This is a genomic window from Salinadaptatus halalkaliphilus (assembly GCF_006543045.1).
GTDB classification, from domain to species: domain Archaea; phylum Halobacteriota; class Halobacteria; order Halobacteriales; family Natrialbaceae; genus Salinadaptatus; species Salinadaptatus halalkaliphilus.
On record NZ_RBZW01000058.1, the window covers coordinates 229,865 to 252,700 of the forward strand.

25 protein-coding genes are annotated in these 22,836 nt (G+C 63.7%); 11 read left to right on the forward strand and 14 right to left on the reverse strand.

Translation table 11 applies throughout. The features are described 5' to 3' along the window. Complete coding sequence (locus D8Y22_RS17610) at positions 1-495, forward strand: chemotaxis protein CheD (protein WP_141465996.1); 495 nt, start codon at positions 1-3, stop codon at positions 493-495. Between the two features lie 41 nt (positions 496-536). On the opposite strand, the gene D8Y22_RS17615 is transcribed toward D8Y22_RS17610, so the two are convergent. Together D8Y22_RS17615 and D8Y22_RS17620 are read right to left on the reverse strand one after the other, a co-directional pair. Further along, a complete protein-coding gene (locus D8Y22_RS17615; RefSeq protein WP_141465997.1) occupies positions 537-1,238 on the reverse strand; it encodes a hypothetical protein in 702 nt (233 codons plus the stop codon). Position 1,239: 1 nt separating this feature from the next. Continuing rightward, the gene (locus D8Y22_RS17620) at positions 1,240-1,950 is read right to left on the reverse strand and encodes an RAD55 family ATPase (protein ID WP_141465998.1); all 711 of its coding nucleotides are present in this window, start codon (positions 1,948-1,950) and stop codon (positions 1,240-1,242) included. 124 nt (positions 1,951-2,074) lie between these two features. On the opposite strand from D8Y22_RS17620, the gene D8Y22_RS17625 reads away from it, so the two are divergent. Together D8Y22_RS17625 and D8Y22_RS17630 are read left to right on the forward strand one after the other, a co-directional pair. After that, a complete protein-coding gene (locus D8Y22_RS17625; RefSeq protein ID WP_141465999.1) occupies positions 2,075-2,758 on the forward strand; it encodes a protein sorting system archaetidylserine decarboxylase in 684 nt (227 codons plus the stop codon). A gap of 50 nt (positions 2,759-2,808) precedes the next feature. Continuing rightward, positions 2,809-3,903, forward strand: a complete 1,095-nt coding sequence (locus tag D8Y22_RS17630; RefSeq protein WP_246084489.1) for a S1C family serine protease — start codon at positions 2,809-2,811, stop codon at positions 3,901-3,903. 208 nt (positions 3,904-4,111) lie between these two features. On the opposite strand, the gene D8Y22_RS17635 is transcribed toward D8Y22_RS17630, so the two are convergent. Then, positions 4,112-4,303 (reverse strand): hypothetical protein, encoded by a 192-nt coding sequence (locus D8Y22_RS17635; protein ID WP_141466001.1) that lies wholly within the window; start codon positions 4,301-4,303, stop codon positions 4,112-4,114. A 162-nt stretch (positions 4,304-4,465) separates the two neighbouring features. Here D8Y22_RS17635 and D8Y22_RS17640 point away from each other — a divergent pair, with 162 nt between their 5' ends. Beyond that, positions 4,466-4,648: a protein translocase SEC61 complex subunit gamma gene (locus D8Y22_RS17640; RefSeq protein ID WP_141466002.1), complete on the forward strand. Its 183-nt coding sequence runs from the start codon at positions 4,466-4,468 to the stop codon at positions 4,646-4,648. Beyond that, positions 4,648-5,085 (forward strand): transcription elongation factor Spt5, encoded by a 438-nt coding sequence (locus tag D8Y22_RS17645; RefSeq protein ID WP_141466003.1) that lies wholly within the window; start codon positions 4,648-4,650, stop codon positions 5,083-5,085. The genes D8Y22_RS17640 and D8Y22_RS17645 overlap by 1 nt, the downstream gene beginning before the upstream one ends. A gap of 95 nt (positions 5,086-5,180) precedes the next feature. On the opposite strand, the gene D8Y22_RS17650 is transcribed toward D8Y22_RS17645, so the two are convergent. After that, positions 5,181-5,468: a DUF7565 family protein gene (locus tag D8Y22_RS17650; protein ID WP_141466004.1), complete on the reverse strand. Its 288-nt coding sequence runs from the start codon at positions 5,466-5,468 to the stop codon at positions 5,181-5,183. 118 nt (positions 5,469-5,586) lie between these two features. Here D8Y22_RS17650 and D8Y22_RS17655 point away from each other — a divergent pair, with 118 nt between their 5' ends. Further along, the gene (locus D8Y22_RS17655; RefSeq protein ID WP_141466005.1) at positions 5,587-6,351 is read left to right on the forward strand and encodes a PHP-associated domain-containing protein; all 765 of its coding nucleotides are present in this window, start codon (positions 5,587-5,589) and stop codon (positions 6,349-6,351) included. Positions 6,352-6,672: 321 nt separating this feature from the next. Here D8Y22_RS17655 and idsA3 read toward each other — a convergent pair whose 3' ends face one another. Further along, entirely contained in the window at positions 6,673-7,773 is a 1,101-nt protein-coding gene (gene idsA3, locus D8Y22_RS17660; protein ID WP_141466006.1) for a geranylfarnesyl diphosphate synthase, read from the reverse strand. A 1-nt stretch (position 7,774) separates the two neighbouring features. Beyond that, positions 7,775-9,124: a ribonuclease J gene (locus tag D8Y22_RS17665; protein ID WP_141466007.1), complete on the reverse strand. Its 1,350-nt coding sequence runs from the start codon at positions 9,122-9,124 to the stop codon at positions 7,775-7,777. A 488-nt stretch (positions 9,125-9,612) separates the two neighbouring features. On the opposite strand from D8Y22_RS17665, the gene D8Y22_RS17670 reads away from it, so the two are divergent. Further along, the gene (locus D8Y22_RS17670) at positions 9,613-11,913 is read left to right on the forward strand and encodes a universal stress protein (RefSeq protein ID WP_141466008.1); all 2,301 of its coding nucleotides are present in this window, start codon (positions 9,613-9,615) and stop codon (positions 11,911-11,913) included. 54 nt (positions 11,914-11,967) lie between these two features. Here D8Y22_RS17670 and D8Y22_RS17675 read toward each other — a convergent pair whose 3' ends face one another. The 3 genes from D8Y22_RS17675 to mvk form a co-directional block, all read right to left on the reverse strand. After that, a complete protein-coding gene (locus D8Y22_RS17675) occupies positions 11,968-13,206 on the reverse strand; it encodes a hypothetical protein (RefSeq protein WP_141466009.1) in 1,239 nt (412 codons plus the stop codon). Positions 13,207-13,271: 65 nt separating this feature from the next. Beyond that, positions 13,272-14,039, reverse strand: coding sequence for an isopentenyl phosphate kinase (locus tag D8Y22_RS17680; protein WP_141466010.1), 768 nt, complete (start codon positions 14,037-14,039; stop codon positions 13,272-13,274). Next, complete coding sequence (gene mvk, locus D8Y22_RS17685; protein ID WP_141466011.1) at positions 14,036-15,022, reverse strand: mevalonate kinase; 987 nt, start codon at positions 15,020-15,022, stop codon at positions 14,036-14,038. The genes D8Y22_RS17680 and mvk overlap by 4 nt, the downstream gene beginning before the upstream one ends. Positions 15,023-15,131: 109 nt before the next feature. Here mvk and D8Y22_RS17690 point away from each other — a divergent pair, with 109 nt between their 5' ends. From D8Y22_RS17690 to D8Y22_RS17700, 4 genes are read left to right on the forward strand one after another with little or no spacing between them, the layout of a single operon-like run. Then, positions 15,132-15,716 carry a hypothetical protein gene (locus tag D8Y22_RS17690; RefSeq protein WP_141466012.1) on the forward strand — a complete coding sequence of 195 codons (585 nt, stop codon included), beginning with the start codon at positions 15,132-15,134 and terminating at the stop codon, positions 15,714-15,716. 50 nt (positions 15,717-15,766) lie between these two features. Further along, on the forward strand, positions 15,767-16,477 hold the full coding sequence (locus D8Y22_RS17695; RefSeq protein WP_141466013.1) for a helix-turn-helix domain-containing protein: 711 nt from the start codon (positions 15,767-15,769) through the stop codon (positions 16,475-16,477). 1 nt (position 16,478) lies between these two features. Next, on the forward strand, positions 16,479-16,655 hold the full coding sequence (locus D8Y22_RS22510) for a hypothetical protein (RefSeq protein ID WP_174811903.1): 177 nt from the start codon (positions 16,479-16,481) through the stop codon (positions 16,653-16,655). A gap of 43 nt (positions 16,656-16,698) precedes the next feature. Further along, entirely contained in the window at positions 16,699-18,087 is a 1,389-nt protein-coding gene (locus tag D8Y22_RS17700; RefSeq protein WP_141466014.1) for a UDP-glucose dehydrogenase family protein, read from the forward strand. A 39-nt stretch (positions 18,088-18,126) separates the two neighbouring features. On the opposite strand, the gene D8Y22_RS17705 is transcribed toward D8Y22_RS17700, so the two are convergent. The 5 genes from D8Y22_RS17705 to D8Y22_RS17720 form a co-directional block, all read right to left on the reverse strand. Continuing rightward, positions 18,127-19,284: an epoxide hydrolase family protein gene (locus tag D8Y22_RS17705; protein ID WP_141466015.1), complete on the reverse strand. Its 1,158-nt coding sequence runs from the start codon at positions 19,282-19,284 to the stop codon at positions 18,127-18,129. 60 nt (positions 19,285-19,344) lie between these two features. Beyond that, entirely contained in the window at positions 19,345-19,506 is a 162-nt protein-coding gene (locus D8Y22_RS22515) for a hypothetical protein (RefSeq protein WP_174811904.1), read from the reverse strand. A 234-nt stretch (positions 19,507-19,740) separates the two neighbouring features. Next, positions 19,741-20,355, reverse strand: coding sequence for a nitroreductase family protein (locus D8Y22_RS17710; protein ID WP_141466016.1), 615 nt, complete (start codon positions 20,353-20,355; stop codon positions 19,741-19,743). A 332-nt stretch (positions 20,356-20,687) separates the two neighbouring features. Next, positions 20,688-21,761 carry a methionine synthase gene (locus tag D8Y22_RS17715; RefSeq protein ID WP_141466017.1) on the reverse strand — a complete coding sequence of 358 codons (1,074 nt, stop codon included), beginning with the start codon at positions 21,759-21,761 and terminating at the stop codon, positions 20,688-20,690. Continuing rightward, on the reverse strand, positions 21,758-22,759 hold the full coding sequence (locus tag D8Y22_RS17720; protein WP_141466018.1) for a 5-methyltetrahydropteroyltriglutamate--homocysteine methyltransferase: 1,002 nt from the start codon (positions 22,757-22,759) through the stop codon (positions 21,758-21,760). Before D8Y22_RS17720 ends, D8Y22_RS17715 begins: the two co-directional genes overlap by 4 nt. Positions 22,760-22,836: the final 77 nt, after the last annotated feature.

The window sequence follows — 22,836 nt, forward strand, 5'->3', positions numbered from 1 at the left end:
ATGAGGTTCGACAATCGATCCGACGCAATCGTCGTCGGCATCGCCGACTACGCCGTTACGGATCGGCCACGACTGTTGAAAACGAGCGGACTCGGCTCCTGTATCGGCGTCGCCATCTACGACGAAACCGCCGGCGTCAGCGGCCTGTTACACTTTATGCTCCCCGACTCGAGCGAAACGAGTGGGAACTACGCGGACGCGAAGTTCGCCGATACGGGCATCCCGTCACTACTCGAGGCGTTTACAGCCGCCGGCGGCGTCCCCGACCGGTCGTGGGCCAAGATCGCCGGCGGCGCGTCGATGGTTGAGTTCGACGCCGCGGATCGATCGATCGGCGACCGCAACCTCGAGGCCGCCAGACGCGAGCTCGCGGCTCGCAGCATCGCTATCCTCGAGACGGATGTCGGCGGTGATTTCGGTCGCTCACTCGAGTTCGACGGGGAAACCGGAACGTTGACTGTCAATAGCGCAGACCGGTCAAAACGGCTGTTGTAACGAGTCGGATTCGGGAGCGATACTATCGCTTCCTCGACCGGCTACTCGCTCCGGTCGCCCTCACTCGCGGTGTCGTCGGACTGGTCGGCGTTCGTGTCGCCGTCTGGAGCCCGGTCGTCCGCCGGTGATCCGTCGTCGGATGGCTCGCGTACCGGTGCCGACGCCGAATCGTTCGCGGTGTCGTCACTGGGGCTTTCGTCGGTGGCCCCGCTATCGCCGTCGGTATCACCGTCGCCACCGGCGGGCTCACCCGACTCGCGTCGGACATCACTCACCGCCCGACCGAAGACGGTCCGTTCGCCCTGTGGCGCGGTCGGGCGGCCATCGGCGTCTCGGTCGAGCATCGACGGCCGTCGAACTCGTTCCGTGCTGTCGTCCGGCAGCGTATCGATATCGATGAGTCCGAGCGCGTCGGGGAGCGATCCCGCTGACACCTCGTCGTCCCACTCGTCGTCGTCCGCTCGGTCTAACGGGTCGATCTCCGTTTTCTCCTCGACGAGTGTCTCCCAGACGCCGCTGATGCCCTCGGCCGTCGCCTCGGCGGCTTCGTCTCTGCCTTTCTGGTAGGCGAGTTCGACGAAACTGCGATCGTACGTCGTCGCCGTCTGTGCGTTGAGTCGCTCGAGTTCGCCAGGATGGGACGCACCGAGTCGCGTCGCGACGCCTAACGCGTAGGCTCGCGTGATCGCCTCGTCTCGGCTCTCGATCGTCTCCCAGTCGGTCCCGAAGCTATCCTCGTACATCTCAGGCCTGGATCTTCTCGTCCGGATCGACTCTGAGCCCGCGGTCTGTGAACTCGATCTCGTGAATATCGCAGTCGATCTGGGTCCCGCGCATCTTGATAATCTGAATCCCTCTGGTCATCCCACCGGACTCGAGGTAGTTGTGCATGAACACGACGCCGTGGGCCAGATAGTGGCCGTCGGTGTAGGAGGTCGGATCGGTCATCTCCGAGATCAACATGACGGTGGCGTCGGCTCGCTTGAGCTTCGTCAGGAACTTGATGAGCGCATTGAGATCGTCCGAAAAGTAGTACTCGAGCAACATCGTCGAGTCGATGACCAGCCGATCGACGCCACGGGATTCGACGAAGGCGACGAGTTGATTCGCCAGGTTATCGACGTTCGATGGAAATTCGCCGCTGCTCCGTGAGGACGACGAGAGCAATCGCTGGGCTTCGCTTTCGAAGGCGTTTAACACCTTCACGTGGCCCGAGTTGACGGCCTGATCAAACCCGAACTCGTAGTTGCCGATGTCGGAGACGAGTTCCTCCTCGGACTCGTGTAACGTGAGAAATAACGTCGTCTCGCCCTCGATGGCACCTTTCGTCACAAACTGGGAACAGAACGTCGTCTTGCCACTTCCGGGTGGGCCGCTGACGACGTACAGGCGATCCTTCAGGATCCCACCATCGACTAACTCGTCGAAGCCTGGTACGCCCGTTGTAATTCGCATTGGTGTCAATCAGGACTGTCCCGGATAAATATATTCTGTGTTGGTTTCAAACATTCGAGGAGTGTTGGAAACGCCTCGGTGACTATCCGAAACGGCCAAACGGATCGCCCGCCACGTGAGACATATGAAGTTTGCGCCGGGGGCCTGGAAGTACGCCATCGTCCCGCTGGTCGCCGCGCCGTTTGCATTCATCTGGAGCGTCACGGTCAGCGTCGTCGCCCTCGGCGTCGGTTTGGCGACGCTCGCGTTCTTTCGTGATCCCGACCGAACCCCGCCGCCGACCGGCGTGGTCGCACCCGCCGACGGTACCGTCTCGGTCCGACGAGCGGAGGGCAACCGAGTTCGGCTCGGCACGTTCATGAACGTCTGGCACGTCCACGTCGTCCGCACGCCGGTCGACGCTCGCGTCACCGATGTCGAACACGTCTCCGGTGCCAATCGACCCGCCTTCTCGAAGGAGTCCGATCGTAACGAACGCGTCCACGTGTGCCTCGAGACCGACTCCACACAGCTCCCCGAGCCAGCCGACGCCTCGAGCGATGGGACGGCACGTCAGGAACTCGAGGTCACCCTCATCGCCGGCGCGTTCGCACGACGAATCCACCCCTACGTCGAACCCGGCGACGACCTCGATCGCGGCGATCGCATCGGCCACATCGCCTTCGGCAGCCGCGTCGACGTGCGCTTTCCGCCGTCGGTCGGCCTCGAGGACGTCCGTGCCGAGGCCGGCGACTCGATGACCGCGGGTGAAACCGTCGTCCTCGACTCGGCAGTCGACGACTTCTCCCTCGAGACCGAACTCGAGTAACCATCCGTTACGATGTAGATTTTATCACGCTGCTCGAGGTGGCACTCACCGTGACGGCCAACCACCCCCAGCTTAGCCGCAGACGACTGGTACGTCTCACCGGGTCCGCAATCGCGTCGGCCGGCCTCGCGACGACCGCGTCGGCGACGAATCGCGACGCATCTTTGAACGTGTTCTCGAGACAGGCCCAAGAGACCGGCGAGTATACCGCGGTGTACGACGAGACGATCGACGACGTCGTCCTCGTCACCGTTGGCGCCGTCGACGACGAGACGCCGGGCGGACTCGGGACGGGATTCGTCGTCGACGACTACGTCGTGACGAACCACCACGTGGTTCGAGACGCACCGGAAGCCGAACTCCAGTTCCGGGACGAACGGTGGCGAACAGCCACCGTGGCCGGTTCGGATCCCCATAGCGATCTCGCCGTCCTCGAGGTCGAGGATTTCCCCGATCTCGTCGACGGGTTTGCGCTCGCCGAAGCCGAACCGACGATCGGGCAGGAGGTACTCGCCCTCGGGAACCCCCTCGGACTGGACGCATCGCTCTCACAAGGGATCGTCAGCGGCGTCGATCGCTCGCTGCCGAGTCCGACTGGGTTCTCCATCCCTGCCGCCATACAGACCGACGCCCCCGTCAACCCGGGCAACAGCGGCGGCCCACTCGTCGACCTCGAGGGCAACGTCCTCGGCGTGGTCTTTGCAGGTGCCGGCCAGACGATCGGGTTTGCGATCTCCGCCCGCCTGGCCGACCGCGTCGTACCAGCGCTCGTCGAGGACGGCGCGTACGACCATCCCTACGTTGGCGTCGGCGTCGAGCCGGTCGGGCCGGTGATCGCTGCGGCAAACGACCTCGAGGAACCGCGCGGCGTCATGATCGGTGACGTGACGCCGAACTCGCCCGCAGACGGCGTTCTCGAGCCGGCGGACGGCGTAACGACAGTCGATGGGGCTCCCGCCCTCGTCGGCGGCGATGTCATCGTCGCTATCGACGACGAAGAGATCCCAAACCAGGAACGGCTCTCGTCGTATCTCGCGCTCGAGACATCGCCCGGCGAGACGATCGATATCGAGGTCGTTCGCGACGGCGAGCGCGACCTCGTCGAACTGACCCTCGGAGAGCGTCCGGATGTCGACCTACCCTGATACGGTTTACTGTAAGTCGTTACCGCCGAAGCCGCGACCCGTCTGCGGTTTCGCCGGTAAATCGTTACAGCAATCCGTATGAGAGCAACGGGGCCGTTGCGTGGATACCGACCAGGAGAGTACGGGCAGGGTCGAGGGGGGCCGTCCGTGTTCCCGTTGGCACGCAACCGCCCGGTCACTGCTTCCCCAGCGGTGCCAGCGACCCGTATCAGCCTTCGTCGGCCTCCTCGAGGTCTTCGAGCTCTTCGGCCTCCTCTCGAGGCGCGTTCTGCGTGCCGAGATCGGCGCTACCGTCGTCGACCTCGTCGGGATCGCGGCCGATCCGCTCGAGTTCGTCTCCGATTTCTGCCGCTCGTTCGGCCTCGCGCTCGTCGGCTCTATCGGTGTCGTCTTCGGCCACGTGCCTGGGTTATCTCGCCCGCGAGTTGAGTCTCAGGCCGTCGTCTGCAACGCCGGCGCCGTCCCCGTTCACCGAGATCACTGTGATACGTGAACACGATACTACTCGTTGGCGACGGACACGAAAGACAGATAAAAGACGCTGCGTTGTAAACAGACAGATATGGACGTTCCGTACGATCTTACCTCGTACGTTCGGGTGTTGAAAATGGCGACGACACCCACGACCGAGGAATTCGTTCAGGTGTCGAAAATTGCCGGTGCAGGCATCCTACTCGTCGGGTTCATCGGTTTCATCATCGGAACCATCATGATGTTCCTGACCGGTACCGGTGGTGGCTTCTGATGGGAATCTACGCGGTCAAGACCACGGCGAGTCAGGAGCGCACTGTCGCCGACATGATCATCAACCGCGAAGAACCCGAGATTCACGCCGCACTGGCACCCGATTCGCTGACCTCCTACGTGATGGTCGAATCGGAAGGCAACGCCGTCTTAGAGCGCGTCCTCGAGGACATCCCCCACGCTCGCAGCATCGTCCCCGGCGAGTCAGACATCTCCGAAGTCGAGCACTTCCTCTCGCCGAAGCCGGACGTTGAAGGGATCGCCGAGGGCGACATCGTCGAACTCATCGCCGGCCCGTTCAAAGGCGAGAAGGCCCAAGTCCAGCGCATCGACGAAGGCAAAGATCAGGTGACGGTCGAACTGTACGAGGCGACGGTCCCGATTCCCGTGACGGTTCGTGGCGATCAGATTCGCGTGCTCGATAGCGACGAGCGATAGCGAGGCGGATCGCTCGCGGAAGGTGTGACGGCGAGTATTGTCGTCCGTGTCGGGTGGTATCGATGGGACGACAGTGTCGGCGCCGAGTGTGTTTGTCAGCGTTTGAGTTCCGCTGCAATGAGATCCATGTCCGCGTTCGATTCGATTTCCTCTAAGAGTTTCTCGCGTTTGCGAACGTCCTCGGAGTCGGCACCGTAGGCGCGGACGTACTCGGCGCGGCTGTGATCGGTAAAGGCGTGACGAATCGCAAGATAGCCGTCGGGGACCACCGTCCCACACACCTTACACTCGCGGCGCTCGTGTTCGGTCGCCTGATGGACGACGGCCGACTCGACGTCCTCGAAGACGGCGCCACAATTCGTAATTCCACATTCCCAGGCCATTTGTTAGTGCATCGATGGGCCGGTGTAATGATTGTTTCGTCGCCATCTCGGAACGAAACTGCCGCCCTCGTTGGGGAAAATCAGAATCACTAACTCACACGTCCCGAAAGCACACCTCGTGAGCGAGGGAGCACCGTCGCGAGTCGACTGTCACGTGAAGATCTTGAACGAGCAGGTCATCGAGCGGGCGAAACGGGCCGGGCTCGACGCGATCGTTTACGCACCACACTTCACGCGCCTCCCCGACATTCGCGAGCAAGCGGCCCGCTACTCGAGCGAGGAGCTGCTGGTGGTTCCCGGGCGCGAGGTGTTTACCGGCCCCTGGCACGATCGCAAACACATCCTCGCGATCGGACTGACCGACCCCGTACCGGATTTCATCCCGCTCGAGGCCACAATTGCCGAATTCGAGCGCCAGGCGGCGACAGTTCTCGTTCCCCACCCCGAGTTCGCGACGGTCGGGCTGACCGAAGCCCACCTTCGACAGTATCGCGAGACGATCGATGCCGTCGAAGTGTTCAATCCGAAACACCTTCCCTGGAACAACGAACGCGCACGCACGCTTGCAACCGAACTCGAGATCCCGCCGTTTACCTCCTCGTATGCCCACCTCACGGGGACCGTCGGGATCTGTCACACGAGGTTCGACACCTCGGTCGACACCGCAGCCGACCTCCGTGACGCCCTCGAAGACGGTATCCCGCGGCGCATCGTCCACGAAACCGGTTTCGAGCACGCTCGAACGACGGCAACGGAGCTTGCACACCTCGCCTACGAAAACTGCTGGAAGAAAACCGATCGGTTCTTTCTCTCGGGGCTCGAGCCGACCCACCCTCGTCATATCGCCTACGATGGGCGGTTCGACGATGTCGCCGTCTACTGATAGGGATTATCGTAGCCAGCCGGATGTTTCGCCTCACAGGGATTGATACCGTGTTTCGATCCTGGGTCGGGAAATCTATGAACTCCTACGATAATCCCTATGAGACGGATTCCTGTGCCGATGTCCCGGCAGTGAGTCGAACTGCGTGAGACGAGCCTCGGTTGCGGAGCGAAGCGAATCAACCGGCGCAACCGCGACCCGGGCGGCGGGTGCGCCGGAACTGACGGACAGGAAACCGTATGAGACGGGCTGGTACACGGTGTTCCATCGCGACCGCGAGCCGGCTCGCGGTCGCACGGAACCAGGAACCACCGATCCGCTTCAGTAGCCGCGTTCGATCAAGTAATCTGCGAGTTCACACAGCAACCGCCGAGCCTCGTTGTCCGGCAGCACCTCGAGTCGGTCCTTCCCCTGGTCGACGAGCGATCGTGCCCGTTCGTTCGCGTAGCTGATCGAGCCGGCCGCCTCGAGTTCGGAGACGGCATCGTCGATCTCGGCTTCGGTAACCGCATCGACATCGGTCGTATCGACGAGGCCTTCGATGTCGACGCCCTGTTCGCGTGCGTGGACGGTAATGAGGGTCTGTTTGTTCTCGACGAGGTCGCTCCCGCGTTGCTTACCGAGTTTGGCGCTTGGAACGGTCAGATCGAGGACATCGTCCTGAATCTGGAAGGCGCGACCGATATCGAGTCCGTAGCCATAGAGTGCATCGACGGTCTCGTCGTCTGCGCCCATCAAGATGGCGGGCAGACAGGCCGAGGCGGCGTATAGCACGGCGGTCTTCTGTTCGACCATCTCGAGATAGGCTTCGGGCGTCACGTTGTCGTCTTCCTCGAAGGTGACATCGAGCGCCTGCCCCTCGCAGATCTTCGTACAGGTTGTCGCTAGCACGTCGAGTGCGTCGACCATCCGATCGGGATCGGCACCGGTCTCGAGCATGATCTCGAACGCTTTCGAGTAGAGCGTGTCTCCGGCCAGAATCGCCGTCTCGAGGTCGTACTCCTTGTGGACGGCGGGAACGCCCCGACGGAGGTCGTCGTCGTCCATGATGTCGTCGTGGATCAGGGTAAACGACTGAATAACCTCGACGCTGACGGCGGCGTCCATCACGTCGATCGTCTCCGGCGCTCGTCGCTTGGCGCTCGCGTCGTCGTCCGAACGTGGTTGCGTGGCTTCATCGAGCGTCGGGAACGATCGATACTCGGTCGATAGCGGCTCGACGTCAGCGAGCGCTTCTGCGGTCGTCAACAGTACGGAGGGTCGAAGGCGCTTGCCACCTGCATCCAGCAGATACCGGGAGGCTTCGTAGAGTCGCTCGGGTTCGCGGATCGGCAACTCTTCGGGAATCGCGTCGTTGACCTGCTCGCGGCGCTGTCGAACGGCCTCGAGCACCGTCTCTTCTCGTGCCTCGGGACTGGTCATATCAGTCGACGAGCTGGATGATGTTCCCGTTGCGCGAGATGTGGAGGTCTCGACCCGTCTGGTAGCCTTCGCTCTCACAGAGGTTGACGTAGCCCGAGAGTCCCTTGAGGTCCTGGTGGGCCGGAATGATGTTCTGTGGCTGGAGAGCGTCGAGCATTTCGTAGTGGCCCTCCTGGTTCATGTGGCCCGAGACGTGGATATCGTCGTAGACGCGAGCGCCTTGCATACCGAGCAGTTTCTCGGCCTGGTAGCGCTGGCCCTCGTTGGTCGGTTCGGGGATGACGCGTGCCGAGAAGACGACCTTGTCGCCGTCGTCCAGTTCGTAGGGGGTCTCGCCGCGGGCCATCCGGGTGAGCATCGCGCGTGGCTCGCCCTGGTGACCGGTGACGACCGGCAGGAAGTCCTCTTTGCCCTCGTTCATGATCCGCTTGAACGTACGGTCGACGGACTTGCGGTGGCCGAACATCCCCAGATCTTCGGGGAAGTCGACGAAGTCGAGTCGCTCGGCCGTACCGGAGTACTTCTCCATCGAGCGTCCGAGCAAGACCGGCTGTCGGCCGATGTCTTTCGCGAACTCGACGAGACTGGTCACGCGGGCGATGTGACTCGAGAAGGTCGTCGCGACGATACCGCCGTCGTAGTCCTCCATGCTGTAGAGGACGTCCTTGAGGTGTTCGCGTGCGACGTTTTCGGAGGGGGTTCGGCCCTTCTTGTTCGCGTTCGTACAGTCCTCAATGTAACACAGCACCCCTTCGTCCTCGCGACCGATCTCACGGAACCGCTTCATGTCGATCGGATCGCCGATGACGGGCGTGTGGTCCATCCGCTTGTCGAGCCCGTAGACGATGGCGCCTTCGGGCGTGTGGAGGACGGGGTTGATCGCGTCGATGATCGAGTGGGTGACGTTGACGAACTCGAGTTCGACCCCGTGGTCGCCGATCGTCATCGTTTCGCCGGCGTCCATCTTGACCAGGTCGTTCTCGACACCGAACTTCTGTTCGCCCTCGATCTGCTGTTTGACCAGTTCGATCGTAAACGGCGTCGCGACGATCGGGGCGTCGTATCGGTGGGCCAGTTTCGAGATGGCGCCGATGTGATCCAGGTGGCCGTGAGTCGGGACGATCGCTTGGACATCGCCCTCGAGGTCGGACATGATCCGGTCGTCCGGAATCGCGCCCATGTCGATCAGGTCGAGACTGTGCATCCGTTCGGTTTCGACGTTGTCGTGGATCAGGACCTGCGAGAGGTTCAGACCCATATCGAAGATGACGACGTCGTTACCGGCGCGGACGGCAGTCATCTGCCGTCCGACTTCCTCGTAGCCGCCAATTGTTGCAATTTCTATTTCCATGGTTCGTAGCACTGAAAGCCGCGTCGTGGACTCTCATCGAAACGGTCCGCGGACTCCCGGTTGTGCGGCCCCGGCATCTTACAGCGCGTCGGCCACCGCAATCCCGCTATGCGCTCGAGAACCGCACGATATCTACGACGTATACCGCCGTCACATCGTCGAACGCACTTGCCCGCGGGTTTCGCTAGGTCCATCTACACGCCGGGGTGTTAAAAACGCAGTGGGTTGGTCGTCCAGACGAACGGTCGAGCTACACGAATCGTCGATGGCAGTCACTCTGGGCCGAACACACCGGCTACTGCGGCGGCAGCCGGCGACGGCGGTGCTCGAGTATCGTGGTGGTTGGTACCACGATAGGGGAGCCAGAATCAATCAATCGTTTTCCATTCGAAGATATTTTTGGCTTGATTTCGATTCGCCGTGTGGGAAGCTCACACTCGCTTCCGAAATGCGAAGGTTTTGTAACTTCCGTTCGAAAGGAGAGACCAATGGCGAAAGATCTCGAGCGCGACCTGGGTCTGTTCGCGGTGATCGCGATCAGTATGGGGGCGATGATCGGCAGTGGTATCTTCATTCTCCCCGGCGTCGCGATGGCCGAAGCCGGACCGGCGGTGATTCTGGCGTTCGTCATCGCGGCGATTCTCGTGATCCCGGCGGCGTTATCGATCGCCGAGCTCGGGACCGCGATGCCGGAAGCCGGCGGAGACTACGTCTTCATCGAGCGGGGACTCGGCCCTTCCTTCGGGACGATAGCCGGCCTCGGCACCTGGCTCATGTTGATGCTCAAAGGATCGCTCGCGCTCTATGGGGGTATGTTCTACATCAATTTCATCTATGCGCTCCCGACGTGGGATCTGGCGATTCCGGGCCTCGGCGCGACGCTTCCGATCCCCGGCGTCCGCGCGCTGGGGATCACCTTCGCGCTCGTGTTCATCGCGATCAACCTCGTCGGGGTCAAACAGACCGGCGGCATCCAGCTGGTGATGGTCATCGTCATGCTCGTGATCCTCGGCGGGTTCGTCGCGGTCACCATCATCCAGGTCGACGGCGCGAACTACGATCCGTTCTTCGCGGAGGGGATCGACGGCGTCTTCACCGCTACCGCCCTGGTTCTGGTCTCGTATGCCGGAGTGACGAAAGTCGCCGCGGTCGCCGAGGAGATCGAGAATCCGGGTCGGAACCTCCCGCTCGGACTGCTCGGCTCGCTGGCCGTCACCGCGTTCCTCTACGCCTTGCTCGTGTTCGTCCTCGTCGGAGTCGTCGACGGCGATCAACTCGCGGACTCCGAGGAACCGATGGCCCTCGCGACGGAGATTCTGTTCGGGGAGGCGGTACTGGCCGGCGTTCCCGTCGGCACGCTCGCCGTCGCCGGCATCATTCTCGCGGCCGTCCTCGCACTCGTCAGTACCGCAAATGCCGGCATTCTGACCGCCTCGCGATATCCGCTCGCACTCAGTCGCGACGACCTCTTCCTGAAGAAGTTCGAGTACATCCACCCGCGATTCAACACGCCGTCGGTCGCCATCCTGGTGACCGGCGCGATCATCGTCGCGATCGTCGCCACGCTCGAGGTCGACGAGATCGCGAAGATGGCCGGCGCCTTCCAGATCCTCGTCTACATCCTGGTCTGTGCCGCCCTAATCGCCTTCCGCGAGCGGGACCTCGAGTGGTACGATCCCGACTTCTTCACGCCGGGCTATCCCTGGGTCCAGTTGTTCGGCATCGTCTCGGGGATCTTCATCATCACGCAGATGGAGACTCAGGAGATCCTCGGCTCGATCGCCATCGTGATCTTCGGCTTCGTCTGGTTCAAACTCTACGCCGAGGGTAAGATCGATCGCGAGGGCGTCGCCAAGGGCCTCGCCCGCCGTGAAGCCGGCAAGCAGTTCGTTCAGGATACCGAAGCCGTCCTCGAGCGCGCCGACGAGTTCGAGATCCTGATCCCGATTCGCCAGGATGTCTCCCGCGAACAGGAAGACGCGATGATCCAGATGGCCGCCCCGATCGTCAAACGCCGCGGCGGCCACATCCGGGTCGTGCGCTTCGACGAGGTGCCCGACCAGGTGCCACTCGATACCGCCGCCCAGGAACTTTCCGAGGCCGACATCGAGTTCGAGGAGCGCACCGACGATCTCGTGCGCTATCTCGAGGTGCCCGTCGAGGTCGGCGAGATCGTCAGCCACGACACGCGCCACGCGGTCGTCAACTTCGCCGAGCGGACCGGCGCGGACCTCGTGCTCGCCCGCCAGGAGGCCACCAGCAGACTCGGGACGCTGTTCGGCCGGGATACCGACTGGATCCTCGAACACGCACCGTGTGACGTCGTCTTCGTCCAGCACGAACAGCCCACGGCCGTCGACGAGATCGCTATCGTCACGGATCGGAGCCCGTTCAACGATCCGCTCAAGGTCGAACTCGCCGACGCGATGGCCGACGTTCTCGACGCACGAGTACGATTCCTCTTTGCCGTCTCCGAGGACGCTCCCGACGAACTCCTCGAGACGATCGAGGACTACCACGCCGAACTCGACGAACTCTGTACGGTGCCCGTGGAATCGACGATCGTGCGGACCGACGACGACGTCGAGGGGCTCTCCGCGGCACTCGAATCGGCCGATATCGTCATGCTGAGTACGGTGACTCACCACCGACTCCCGGACCTGATCATCGAACAGCGTTCGGATCGACTGGCTGCGGCGATCGAACAGCCGGTGTTGCTGGTCCACTCCAAACAAACCCGTCGTGGATCGTTCCTGCGACCGATCCTCGATCGCGTGCTGTTCGACTGATTTCGGGCGTTCGTATTCACCAGCCCTGACGCCGAGAAACGGACAGCCAGTCGGTTACTCCTCGAGATCGTCGACCGGATCGGGCGCCGGCGCGTCGGCAACTGTCGTATCCGCTGCGGCAAAGCCCTCGAGGGGAACAGTGAGTCCGCTCTCGAGTTCGTACTCCAGCCCGACGACCACGTCGTTTGGCAGTCCTCCGATCGAAAATCGCGTCCCGGGTTCGAACGTGCCCTCGTCGAAGCGCAACTCCTCGCCGGTGAGGCCGTCGACGGTGATGACGAGTCGCGGGAGTTCGAGCGATTCGCCTGCGAGATGGCGCACCGTTCCTCGCTGCTCGTCGTCGTCGTACTCGAACGCGATCGACGCTCGCGGCGGGACGGCCGTCGAGACGTCCTCGATCGGCGTCTCGGGCACGGCCGTCGCGAACCCGTCGGCGACACCGTCGTCCGTGTAGATGCTCGGCTCCGTTCCCCAAAGTTCCTGGAAATGGTCGGCGAACGCGTCGGCGATCTCGGCGTCCGGATCGGGCGAGGTGACCGACGCTCGCTGGACGTAGTCGTCGCCGGCATCGACGGCCGTCCCCCACTGGCCACCGTCGGGGAGCCAGGACGGACGCTCGAGGCCGACTGTCGTCCGAATACCCCGTCCGAGAAGGTCCGTCAGTCGTTCGAACTGCGGGTCGTCCTCGTGACGCCGCTGGATAGCGCCGTCTCGTGTGTCGACGATCGTCCGAATGCGATCGGCGCCCTCCTCGACTGCGTCCGCAGACGGTGCCCGTACCCTCGTCTGGACCACGCCGTACTCGGTAACGCCGACGACTCGAGGGCGCGTCTCGCCGACGTAGAGCTCCCATCCCTCGCCGGTGTCGCGCGAGTCGTACCCGGTTTCCTCGAGCGCCGCGGCGGCGGCGTCGACCGAAATATCGCCCGCATAGACGATCGTGGTCGGATCGGTATCGAAGGCGAGCAGTCCCTCGAGATCGGTGACCTCGTGGCCGAACCAGTCGCCGACGACCCAGCTCTCGAACGCGGAGATCGCCACGGTCCTCGGCAAGGCCTCGCCCCGTTCGAACGCTCGATCGACATCGACGTATCTGACCGTCGCCGATCCGAGTCCGGACGATTCGTCTGGCGCGTCGGCCGCTGGCAGCCACGTCCTGTACGTCGGTTCGCCAGCGTCGACGCCGGCCTGACTGCGACGGGATCCGGGATCGGCTCGTGGCACCGCACAGCCAGCGAGCGCGACCGCCGTCCCAACACCACCGAGTCGGAGCAACGTTCGTCTCGAGTACATCTGACCCCTCTTCTCACGGGGCGGCAAAACAGTTCTCGCTTTCCGACGACCGTCGACGAGCGGCCTCAGCGAATCGTCGTCCCCGGCTGTGCACCCGTCAGAAACGCCTCGAGATCGTCGGCGCCGAAGATCGACGCCTCGCCCTCGAGTTCGAGCAAGGTCCGGACCTTCCCGGCCATTCCGCCGGTCACGTCGGTCGCGTCGCTGTCGCCGAGGACGTCCGCGACGTCGTCGTACGCATCGATCTCGTCGATCACCGCGTCAGACTCGTCGAGGACGCCGGGGACCGTCGAACAAAGCCCGATCCGATCGGCCTCGAGGTCCGTTGCGATTCTGGCGACGAGTCGATCGCCGCCGACGACCGTCGTCCCCTCGCCCGCGTGAGCGACGAGATCGCCGTGTAAGACGGGGACGAACCCGTCCGCGAGCAACGTCTCGAGCTGGCCGGTGGGTAACTCGAGGTCGCCGTCGGCGTTGCAGTGGGCCATCGACAGAGGATGAACGGGGACCACCGGGACGGCACGCTCTAAGAGCCGACTCATGACGAAGGTGTTCAGCGTCTTCATCGAGCCGTGGATATCGTGGATGGCGGTCGGATCGTGGGTCCCGTCGGTCGTCGTCACGCCGTGGGCGTTCGCGTGGTGGTGTCCGAAGCTTCCGGCACCGTGAACGATGACGAGCCCTTCGTCGCCGAGATTACCGGCCGCGCCGTCGGCTGCCCGCTCGCGTGTGGCCGCGATAACGTCGGCGACTCGCTCGAGCGCCGCGCCGTCGAGCGTCTCCGGCCGGTCCTTTTCCGTAATGACGCTGCCGCCGAGTTTCAGGACGATCATTCGAGCCGCTTCACCCCTGCTTCGGCGAGTTCTGCCCGAAAGGCCTCCTCACAACCCGGCGTAAACGACAGGGCCGTCTCCGTTTCCGGCGTCGCATCCAGAGCCACGATACAGCCGCCACCGCCCGCACCGGTAAGCTTCGCCCCGTAGGCGCCGGCGTCGCGAGCCGACCAGACCATGGTCTCGAGCGACCGCGAGGAAACGCCAAGCGCCGAGAGCAGGCCGTGATTGAAATTCATCAGTCGACCCAGTTCCTCGAGGTCGCCGTCCTCGAGGACCCGTTCGCCCTGTCTCACGATATCGCCGATCGCCGCGACCGTATCGCTCGCGAAGTCGTACTCTTCGCGCAGTTGGCGCACACCCGAGACGAGTTCGCCGGTATCGCCGGCCCCGCCGTCGAAGCCGATGACGAACGGGAGGTCGGGCGCCTCGAGGGATCGTCGGTCGTCGCCTTCAACCCGAACCGCGCCGCCGGTAGCCGAACAGAACGTGTCCGCACGGGAGGCTTGCCCGTCCTGAACGTTGTGTTCGGTGCGGTAGGCTCGCTCGGCGAGCTCGTCGGTCTCGAGCGTGACCCCGAGTTCGCGCGTCGCGGCGTCGATCGCGGCGACGACGACCGCCGCGGACGATCCAAGGCCGGCCCCGAGCGGTATGTCGCTCTCGATGGTCACGTCGAAGCCGGCGTCGTCCGTATCGGTGACGTCCCGGACCTGTCCGATCGCCTCGTCGACGTAGCCCATCGCCGCGCTCACAAGCGACTCCGAGACATTGACATCCGGCCGTCCAGCCGTGGATCCGCCGTACTCGACAGTGAATCCGTCTAAGCTGAGATCCTCGGCGTGGACCCGCAACTTGCCGTCCGATCGCTCGGTTACCTCGACTCGCGCTCGTAACTCGATCGCACACGGTACCGCCGGCTCGCCGTATACGACTGCGTGCTCCCCGAACAGATACACCTTCCCGGGAGCGCTCGAGACCGTCATAGCCGGGTGTTCGCACGAGGGCGCTTAATATCTATCCTCTCGCGATCGAAAGAACGGCGAGCGATCTCGAGGGCAGAACCGTTTTCCCGTCGGCCAAACGATCGATCGTATGGCAGCGGATCGAGTCGCGCACCCGTTCGCTGCAGGAACGGTCACCGGCATCGCCGCCTGGCTCACTGGCTACCTCGCCACGTTCGTCCTCGCGACCGATGCCGTTCGCGAAGCGCTGACTGGCACCGAACTCGAGGTGGTCGTGGCGGCGGCGACGGACTGGCAACTGGCTGGCTGGCTGTTTTTCAACGCTCACGGCGTGGCTATCCGAAGCGCCGAGACGCCAATTACGGTCGGCGAGTCGACAGTTACCCTCGTGGCCGAAAGCGGTGTCACGCCGTTGTATGCCGTGCCGTTTCTCACGCTGGTGGCTTCCGGCGCGGTTCTCGCGTGGCACTATCGAGAGCCGGTCGAAACGAAGACTGACGCGGCTATACTCGGCGCCACCGTGAGCGTCGGCTACCTCGGCTGTATGGGTATCGGGCTCCTCGCGTTCGGCGTCTCCCTCGAGGGGTCGACCCTCAGGCCGGACCTGCTGACGGGCGTGGTGCTCGGGCTCGCCTCTCCGATCGCGTTCGGGTCGCTCGGCGGCCTCGTTTCGTTCCTGATCGCCTCGAGAGCGGCTGTCACCGCCGACGAGTGACGCGGTTCGTACTTCGGTAGCTACTTGAGCAGACCGTGCGACCACCACCCATGGGCGGACGCGGACCGAAACGGGAGTTGGCAGAGAAGATTGCTGGAGAGATAACGCTGAGTGACGATCCCGGCGCGACGCTGCGCAAGTGGCGAACCGACTTCGATATCTCGCAGACGGATCTCGCGACCGAACTCGGGGTATCCTCGTCGGTCGTCTCGGACTACGAGAGCGGTCGTCGTGAGAGTCCCGGCATCGGCGTCGTCGGTCGACTCGTCGAAGGGTTACTCGAGATCGACGAGCGACGTGGCGGTGATCGCATCCGACAGTACGGCCGGGTGCTCTCGGCCGGCTTCGACAGCGACGTCGTACTGGACCTCCGGGAGTATCCGACGTCGATCCGCCTCTCGGAGCTGTACGACGACCTCGAGGCGACCGAAATCGCCTCGGGGGGGACCGACCAGATCAGCGGCCACACCGTCATCGACAGTATCGAGGCGATCACTCGCCTCTCGAGCGAGGAGTTCTTCCGGCTCTACGGCCAGAGCACGAACCGCGTGCTCGTGTTTACGGGCGTCACGCGCGGCGAATCACCGCTGGTCGCCCTGCGGGTCGTCAATCCGACGCCCAACGCCGTTATTCTCCACGGAATCGACGAGGACGAGCTCTGGGACCACGCCGCCGATCTCGCTCGCATCGACGGCTACTCCCTGGCCGTGACGACGACCGATCTGGATGGAATGCTCGAGCACCTCGTCACGCTCGAGTAGGATGCTCGACTGGACCGAACGGGCGACACTCGTGGTGGCTCTCGTCTTCGGCGTGACACTCGCGGGAACGATCTACGTCGACACGGCGGTCGCGTGGCTGTGCTGGGGCGTCGCGATGGTCGTCCTCGCTGGCGGCGTATTGATCTGGACGAACCGATCACAGCCGCCGCCGGAGTAGTCGATCCAAAAACGACTAACCAGAGCCCGTCGTCTCCTCGTCCATGCACGTCTCTATCGTCGGCAGCGGCTACGTCGGGACCACCGTCGCGGCCTGTCTCGCGGACCTCGGCCACGACATCGTCAACGTCGAGATCGACCCCGATACCGTCGACGCGATCAACGCCGGCGAGGCACCGATCCACGAACCGGGACTCCAGGAGCGAATCGAGGCCCACGCCGGCGACCGCCTGCGGGCGACGACCGACTACGATGCACTCCTCGAGACCGATCTCACCTTCCTCTGTCTCCCCACGCCGAGTGCCGACGACGGCAGCCTCGAGCTGGGGCCGATGCGGTCGGGAGCTCGCTCGCTGGGTCAGACCCTCGCCGACAAGGCGGACGATCACCTCGTCGTCGTCAAGAGCACGGTCCTCCCGGGGACGACCGAGGACGTCGTCGGCCCCATCGTCGCCGAGGCGTCGGGTACCGCGGTCGGCGACGGCCTCGAGTTGGCGATGAACCCGGAGTTCCTCCGGATGGGCACCGCCGTCGAGGACTTTCTCGAACCCGACAAGATCGTGATCGGCGCGACCAACGAGGGCGCAGCCGCCACCCTCCGCGAGCTCTACGCACCGATCCTCGAGGGCGAGGTCCAGGCCGTCTCGAGCGTCGCGGCTGCGGACGGCTCGAGCGAGCGTGCCGACGACTCGAGCGTCGAGATAGCCACCTCGGAGCCGACCGCGACGCCGGACCTCGTCGAGACCGACCTCCGCGAGGCCGAACTCATCAAGTACGCCAACAACGCCTTCCTGGCGGCGAAAGTCTCGCTGGTCAACGACCTCGGAAACGTCGCCAAGGAGTACGGCGCCGACGCCTACGAGGTGCTCGAGGCCGTCGGGCTCGACGATCGGATCTCCGAACGCTTCATGCGCTCGGGACTTGGCTGGGGCGGCTCCTGTTTCCCGAAAGACGTCGACGCGATCCGGGCCGGCGCCCGAGAGCAAGGCTACCAGCCCGACCTGCTGGATGCCGCCGTCTCGGTCAACGACACCCAGCCACGGCGACTGGTCGACCTGCTCGCCGACCACGTCGACCTCGAGGGCGCCACCATCGCGGTCCTCGGACTCTCGTTCAAGCCGGGCACCGACGACATCAGGAAGTCACGCGCGCTCGACGTGATCGATCACCTCCTCGAGGCCGGCGCAGCGCCCGTCGCCTACGACCCCGTCGCCGTCGAAAACGTCCGGGAGACGTATCCTGATCTCGAGATTGCCTACGCCGAGTCGGCCGCCGACGCACTCGAGGGAGCCGACGGCGCGGTCGTCGCGACCGACTGGCCCGAGTTCGACGACCTCTCCTTCGAGGGAATGGCTCGCCGCGTGCTCGTCGACGGCCGCCGGATCGATGTCGACGAGGACGCACTCGAGGTCTACGAAGGGCTGACCTGGTAGGACGCGATTCCTGCCGGCCGTGTCCGACACCGACCTCGACTACCGAACCGTCCGGAAGAACGATCGGACGTCGTCGACGAACAGGTTTGGCACCTCCATCGCGGCGAAGTGCCCGCCCTCGGGCTGGTCCTCCCAGTAGGTGATGTCGTAGACCGCCTCGGCCCAGGCACGCGGCGTCTTCGTGATTTCCGCCGGATAGCGGGCGTGACCCGTCGGGACGTCGACCGATTCCGGAATCGCCGCGCCGGTATCGGTCTCGTAGTAGAGCCGCATCGAGGCGTTGATCGTCTCGGTGAGCCAGTAGACGCTCAGATTGTCGAGCAGGCGATCACGGTCGAAACTCGACTCGAGGTCGTCCCCACAGTCGCTCCAGCCGTGGAACTTCTCGACGATCCAGCCCGCCAGTCCGATCGGCGAGTCGTTCAGTCCGTACGCGAGCGTCTGCGGTTTGGTGCCCTGAATCTCCTGATAGGCCGTCTCTCGTTCGCGAAACGTCTTCGTCTCCTGGTAGTCGGCTTTGCCCTGTTCGGAGAGACCCTCCATGGGATCGGCGAGCGACGACGGCTTGACGAACAGCATGTTCATGTGGATCGCCTCGAGTCGCTCCGGATACCGCGCTCCCAGGATCGCCGTTATCAACGACCCCCAGTCGCCGCCCTGTGCGAAATAGGACTCGTAGCCGAGTCGGTCCATCAATGTCGCGAACGTCTCGGCGATCCGTCGAACCCCCCAACCGGACTCCCGAGTCGGCCCGGAGAAGCCGAAGCCGGGCAGCGACGGCGCGACCACGTGGAAGGCGTCGGCCGGGTCGCCCCCGTAGGCCGCCGGATCGGTGAGCGGCCCGAGGACGTCGAGAAATTCGGCCACCGAGCCGGGCCAGCCGTGGCTCAACAACAGCGGTTTTGCATCGGGTTCCGGCGATTGCACGTGATAGAAGTGGAGCTGCTGGCCGTCGATCGTCGTCACGTACTGGTCGAACCGACCGAGACGGTCCTCGAGGGTCCCCCAGTCGTACTCCGTCCGCCAGTAGTCACACAGCTCTCGGAGATGGTTCCGATCGGTTCCATACTGCCACCCCGCCTCGGGAAGCTGATCGGGCCACCGGGCCTCGTCTAACCGCCGTTGGAGGTCTTCGATTGCGTCTCGAGAAACGGTCACGTCGAACGGCTGGATCTCGGTTTCGGTCTCTGAACTCATGTGTATGCACAGTGGTGACAAGCCACTCTATTCGTACGGTGGATTTGGACGCGATGGATACTAATATGTACGCCCAAACCGACAATTTCGGTCGCTCGAGAACGAATGGACGAATACGGCACGCTCGCCCTCGAGCGCCGCCGTCATCGCGGCGACCGGCGCGACGAACGTCCGTCGTGATATCCCTCGAGCCTCCCCGTCGGCTGGTGGTTCGGCGTTCATGACGGTAAAAATCAAATTCGATTCCGAATGGTTATTTTGTGGACACTCGTTGCTACTGCACCCGTAATACGTTCTGGTGCAGACGGATTGCTGTACCGATTTCCTGGCGCAACCGCCACAAGGAACGCGGTTTCGCCGGAACTGGCTGGCAGCAACCGGATCAGTCTCGGCGCACCCGCGGTCGGCCCGCGCTTGTGCCGAAAACCGGGAGAAAGGCCGACGTGACGAGGTAACTTACTCGAAGCCGCCTCGGTGGACGATTTCGTCGACGGGTTTGCGACCGCTCGGCTGTTCGCGCTCGCGAAGCTCGTCGGAGAGCGTCTCTGGCGGTGCGCGTTCGCCGACGGCGAACATGGCCTCGACGGCGTACTCCTCCGGCACGTCGAGTTCCTCGGCGGCACCGTCGTAGTCGAAGCCAGCCATCCCGTGGACGGCGAGGCCACGACGTGCACCCTCGAGCGCGAGGTTTTGCCAGGCCGCACCGGTGTCGAAGGAGTGGACCGGTGCCGGTTCGCCGTTGTGATCGAACGTCGTCTTCGAGACGATCACGGCGAGCAGGCCCGCGTCGGCCGCCCACGCGTTCCCTTCGCTCAGGAGGTCGACGAAGGTCTCCCACTCCTCGTCCTCGGGGGTCGCGTACAGAAAGCGCCAGTGCTGGTTGTTGAACGCCGACGGCGCCCAGCGGGCCGCTTCGAACAGCGGGAGATACGCCTCCGCCTCGAGGCTCGCTCCAGTCATCGCCCGCGGCGACCAGCGGTTGACGAACAGTGGGTCGACATCGTGGTCGGGGTCGCGGTGTTGGGCGACTTCGTCGTCCAGTTCAGTACGCGGGTTCGCGGTTTCTTGCATCGACCGATGGTTCGAACCCGACCCATATGTACGTTCCCGGACATGCTATTCACCAGGTAACGTCCGTGTCGTCGGCGAGTGTCCACGTGTGACACGGCGACGTGTCGTGGCTGTCGGCAGTACGTTCTCGAGAAGGGAGACGCTCCAGGCCAGCGAAATCGACGGCAAAACGTCGTAAACTGGTGTATGCCTTCCGGTCGACCGACGACTCGTCACGGTCACACCGGAAGCGACTGATACGGTTTCCTGTAACGGTGTACCGGTGCAACCGCAGGACGGGACGCGATTGCACCGGAAACGACGTACAGTAAACCGTATGAGAGTCCCCCGTATCAGTCGTCGGCGGGCGTCGGCGCACCGCGTTCGATATCGATGTTGCCCTCGTCGAGGTCGGCCTCGACGTTCCGGGCGGCCTCGACCATGTTGGCCATCTTCCCGTAGGCGACCTCGCGAGGCAGCAGCTTCACGCCACAATCCGGCGAGAGGACGAGCTGTTCCGGCGGGACAACCTCGAGACCCTTTTTAATATTCTCCTCGATCTGCGCGACCGATTCGGCCTCGGCGACGTGGACGTCGGTGACCCCCAGTGCGAGGTCAGCGGTGAACTCGGGATCTTTGAAGACATCGAGCTGATCGTAGTCGCCGTTTGCCAGCTCGAGGTCGAACTCGTCGACGGGGAACTCGAGGATCTCCGGATAAATGCGGGAGTAGTCGCCGTAACAGACGTGCAGCCCGATACGGACCTCTTCGGGGATGTCGTCGACGATATGCTCGAGCGCTTCGCCGACGATGGCGTGGTCGTCGGGCGTCGTCGCGAGGGCGGGTTCGTCGATCTGGATGTATCGCGCGCCGGCCTCGACGAGTTTCTCGATCTCCTCGTTGACGAGGTCGGCCAGCGCGTAGGCGAGTTCGGCGTCGTCCTCGTAGGCTTCGTTGAACGCCCAGCTCGCGAGCGTGTAGGGGCCCGTGATCGGGACCTTGACGGGACGGTCGGTCGCGTCCGCGGTGAATTCGTACTCGTCGACGAGCCAGCTTTCGTCGTACTCGACTTCCGTGACGACCGACGGCTTGTCGAAGTAGTTGTGGCCCCAGACCTTGACGGGGCCGTTGAACTCGTAGCCCTCGATGCGGTGGGCGAAGAACTCGACCATCTCGTTGCGTCGCATCTCGCCGTCGACGACGACGTCGAGTCCGGCGCGTTCGTGTTCCTGGGTGATCAGGCGAGCGGCGTCGTCTTTCGCTTCCTGATAATCGTCCTCGTCGAAGCCGTGGTCGGGGTCCTCGTAGAGTTCCTTCGCACGATTGAGCCACTTCGGCTTGGGATAGCTGCCGACGACGGTCGTCAGCAGAAAGTTGTCGTTTGCGTGATTCTCGGGCCGGAACTGATCTTTGTTTTCGTTGCTCATGCGGCTTTCACCTCCGCGAGATCCGCGGCTTCGGCCAGGACGGCGAGTTTCTCCTCGAACTTGGCGTAGGGCAGGTAGAACGTCTCGGTGTTGGTCGTCAGGTAGACCGTCTCGAAGTCCGAGACGGGAGCCTGCTCGAAGACCCACTCGACGCGGTCCCGGATCGCCTCGGGATCCTCGACGAGCGTGCTCTGGCCGTCGGCCAGCCCGAGTGAGACATCGTCGGTCGCGCCGTACTCCTGGAGGTTGTAGACGTTGTCCTCCTGGTTCGCGACGAAATCGAAGCCAACCGCGTCGATATCGGCGTCGAGCAAGTGCGCGTAGACCTTCTCCTCGAGTGCGCCCCAGTAGGGTTGGACGACGACGTCGGCGTCGGTGGCGCCCGCGACGGCGTCGATCGCCTCGCTCGCGCGCTCGTCCTCGCCGTCGTCGGGCGCGTTCTCGACGAGCGACGGCTCGAGCAAGAATAGGGTCTCGTGGGCCGGGAACGCCTCGAGTTCACCCTCGAGGTAGTCCGCGATAGCGCCGAGGAACGCGGCGTCGTCGCCGTAGTGCTCGTCGGTCGCGAGGTCGGCCAGCGAGTACGGACCGGGAAGGACGGCCTGCAGCTCGCCGTCGGTCTGGTCGCTTGCAGCCTCGAGTTCCTCGGCGACGTCGCCCGAGAAGCGCAGTTCGTCGGTGACGACGGGGTCGCGATAGAAGTTGTTGTTGTCGTAGTAGCGGACGATGCCCTCGGTGGCGACGGCATCGTTGACCGCGAGTGGGTGGGCGAGCATGTCGTCCCAGCGCAGTTGTCCCTCGACGACGCGGTCGAGACCAGCGTCCTGTTGCACCCCGACCACTTCGTCGCGTGCCTCGTCGTAGGCAGCGGTGATCGCGTCGTCCTCGTCGCCGCTGATGAGGTCGTGTTTCTGATGGCCCTTCAGGTCCGAGAGGTCGTCTTTCGCCCAGTCCGGAAGCGGGAACAGCCCCGGCGTGGTCGAAACGTACTCAGTCATCGTAGGGCCGGCTAGGCTATACCGACGCTTAATATTTTCCATCCTCTCTAATGCTTTGCAGTAATTTTCGATCGGTG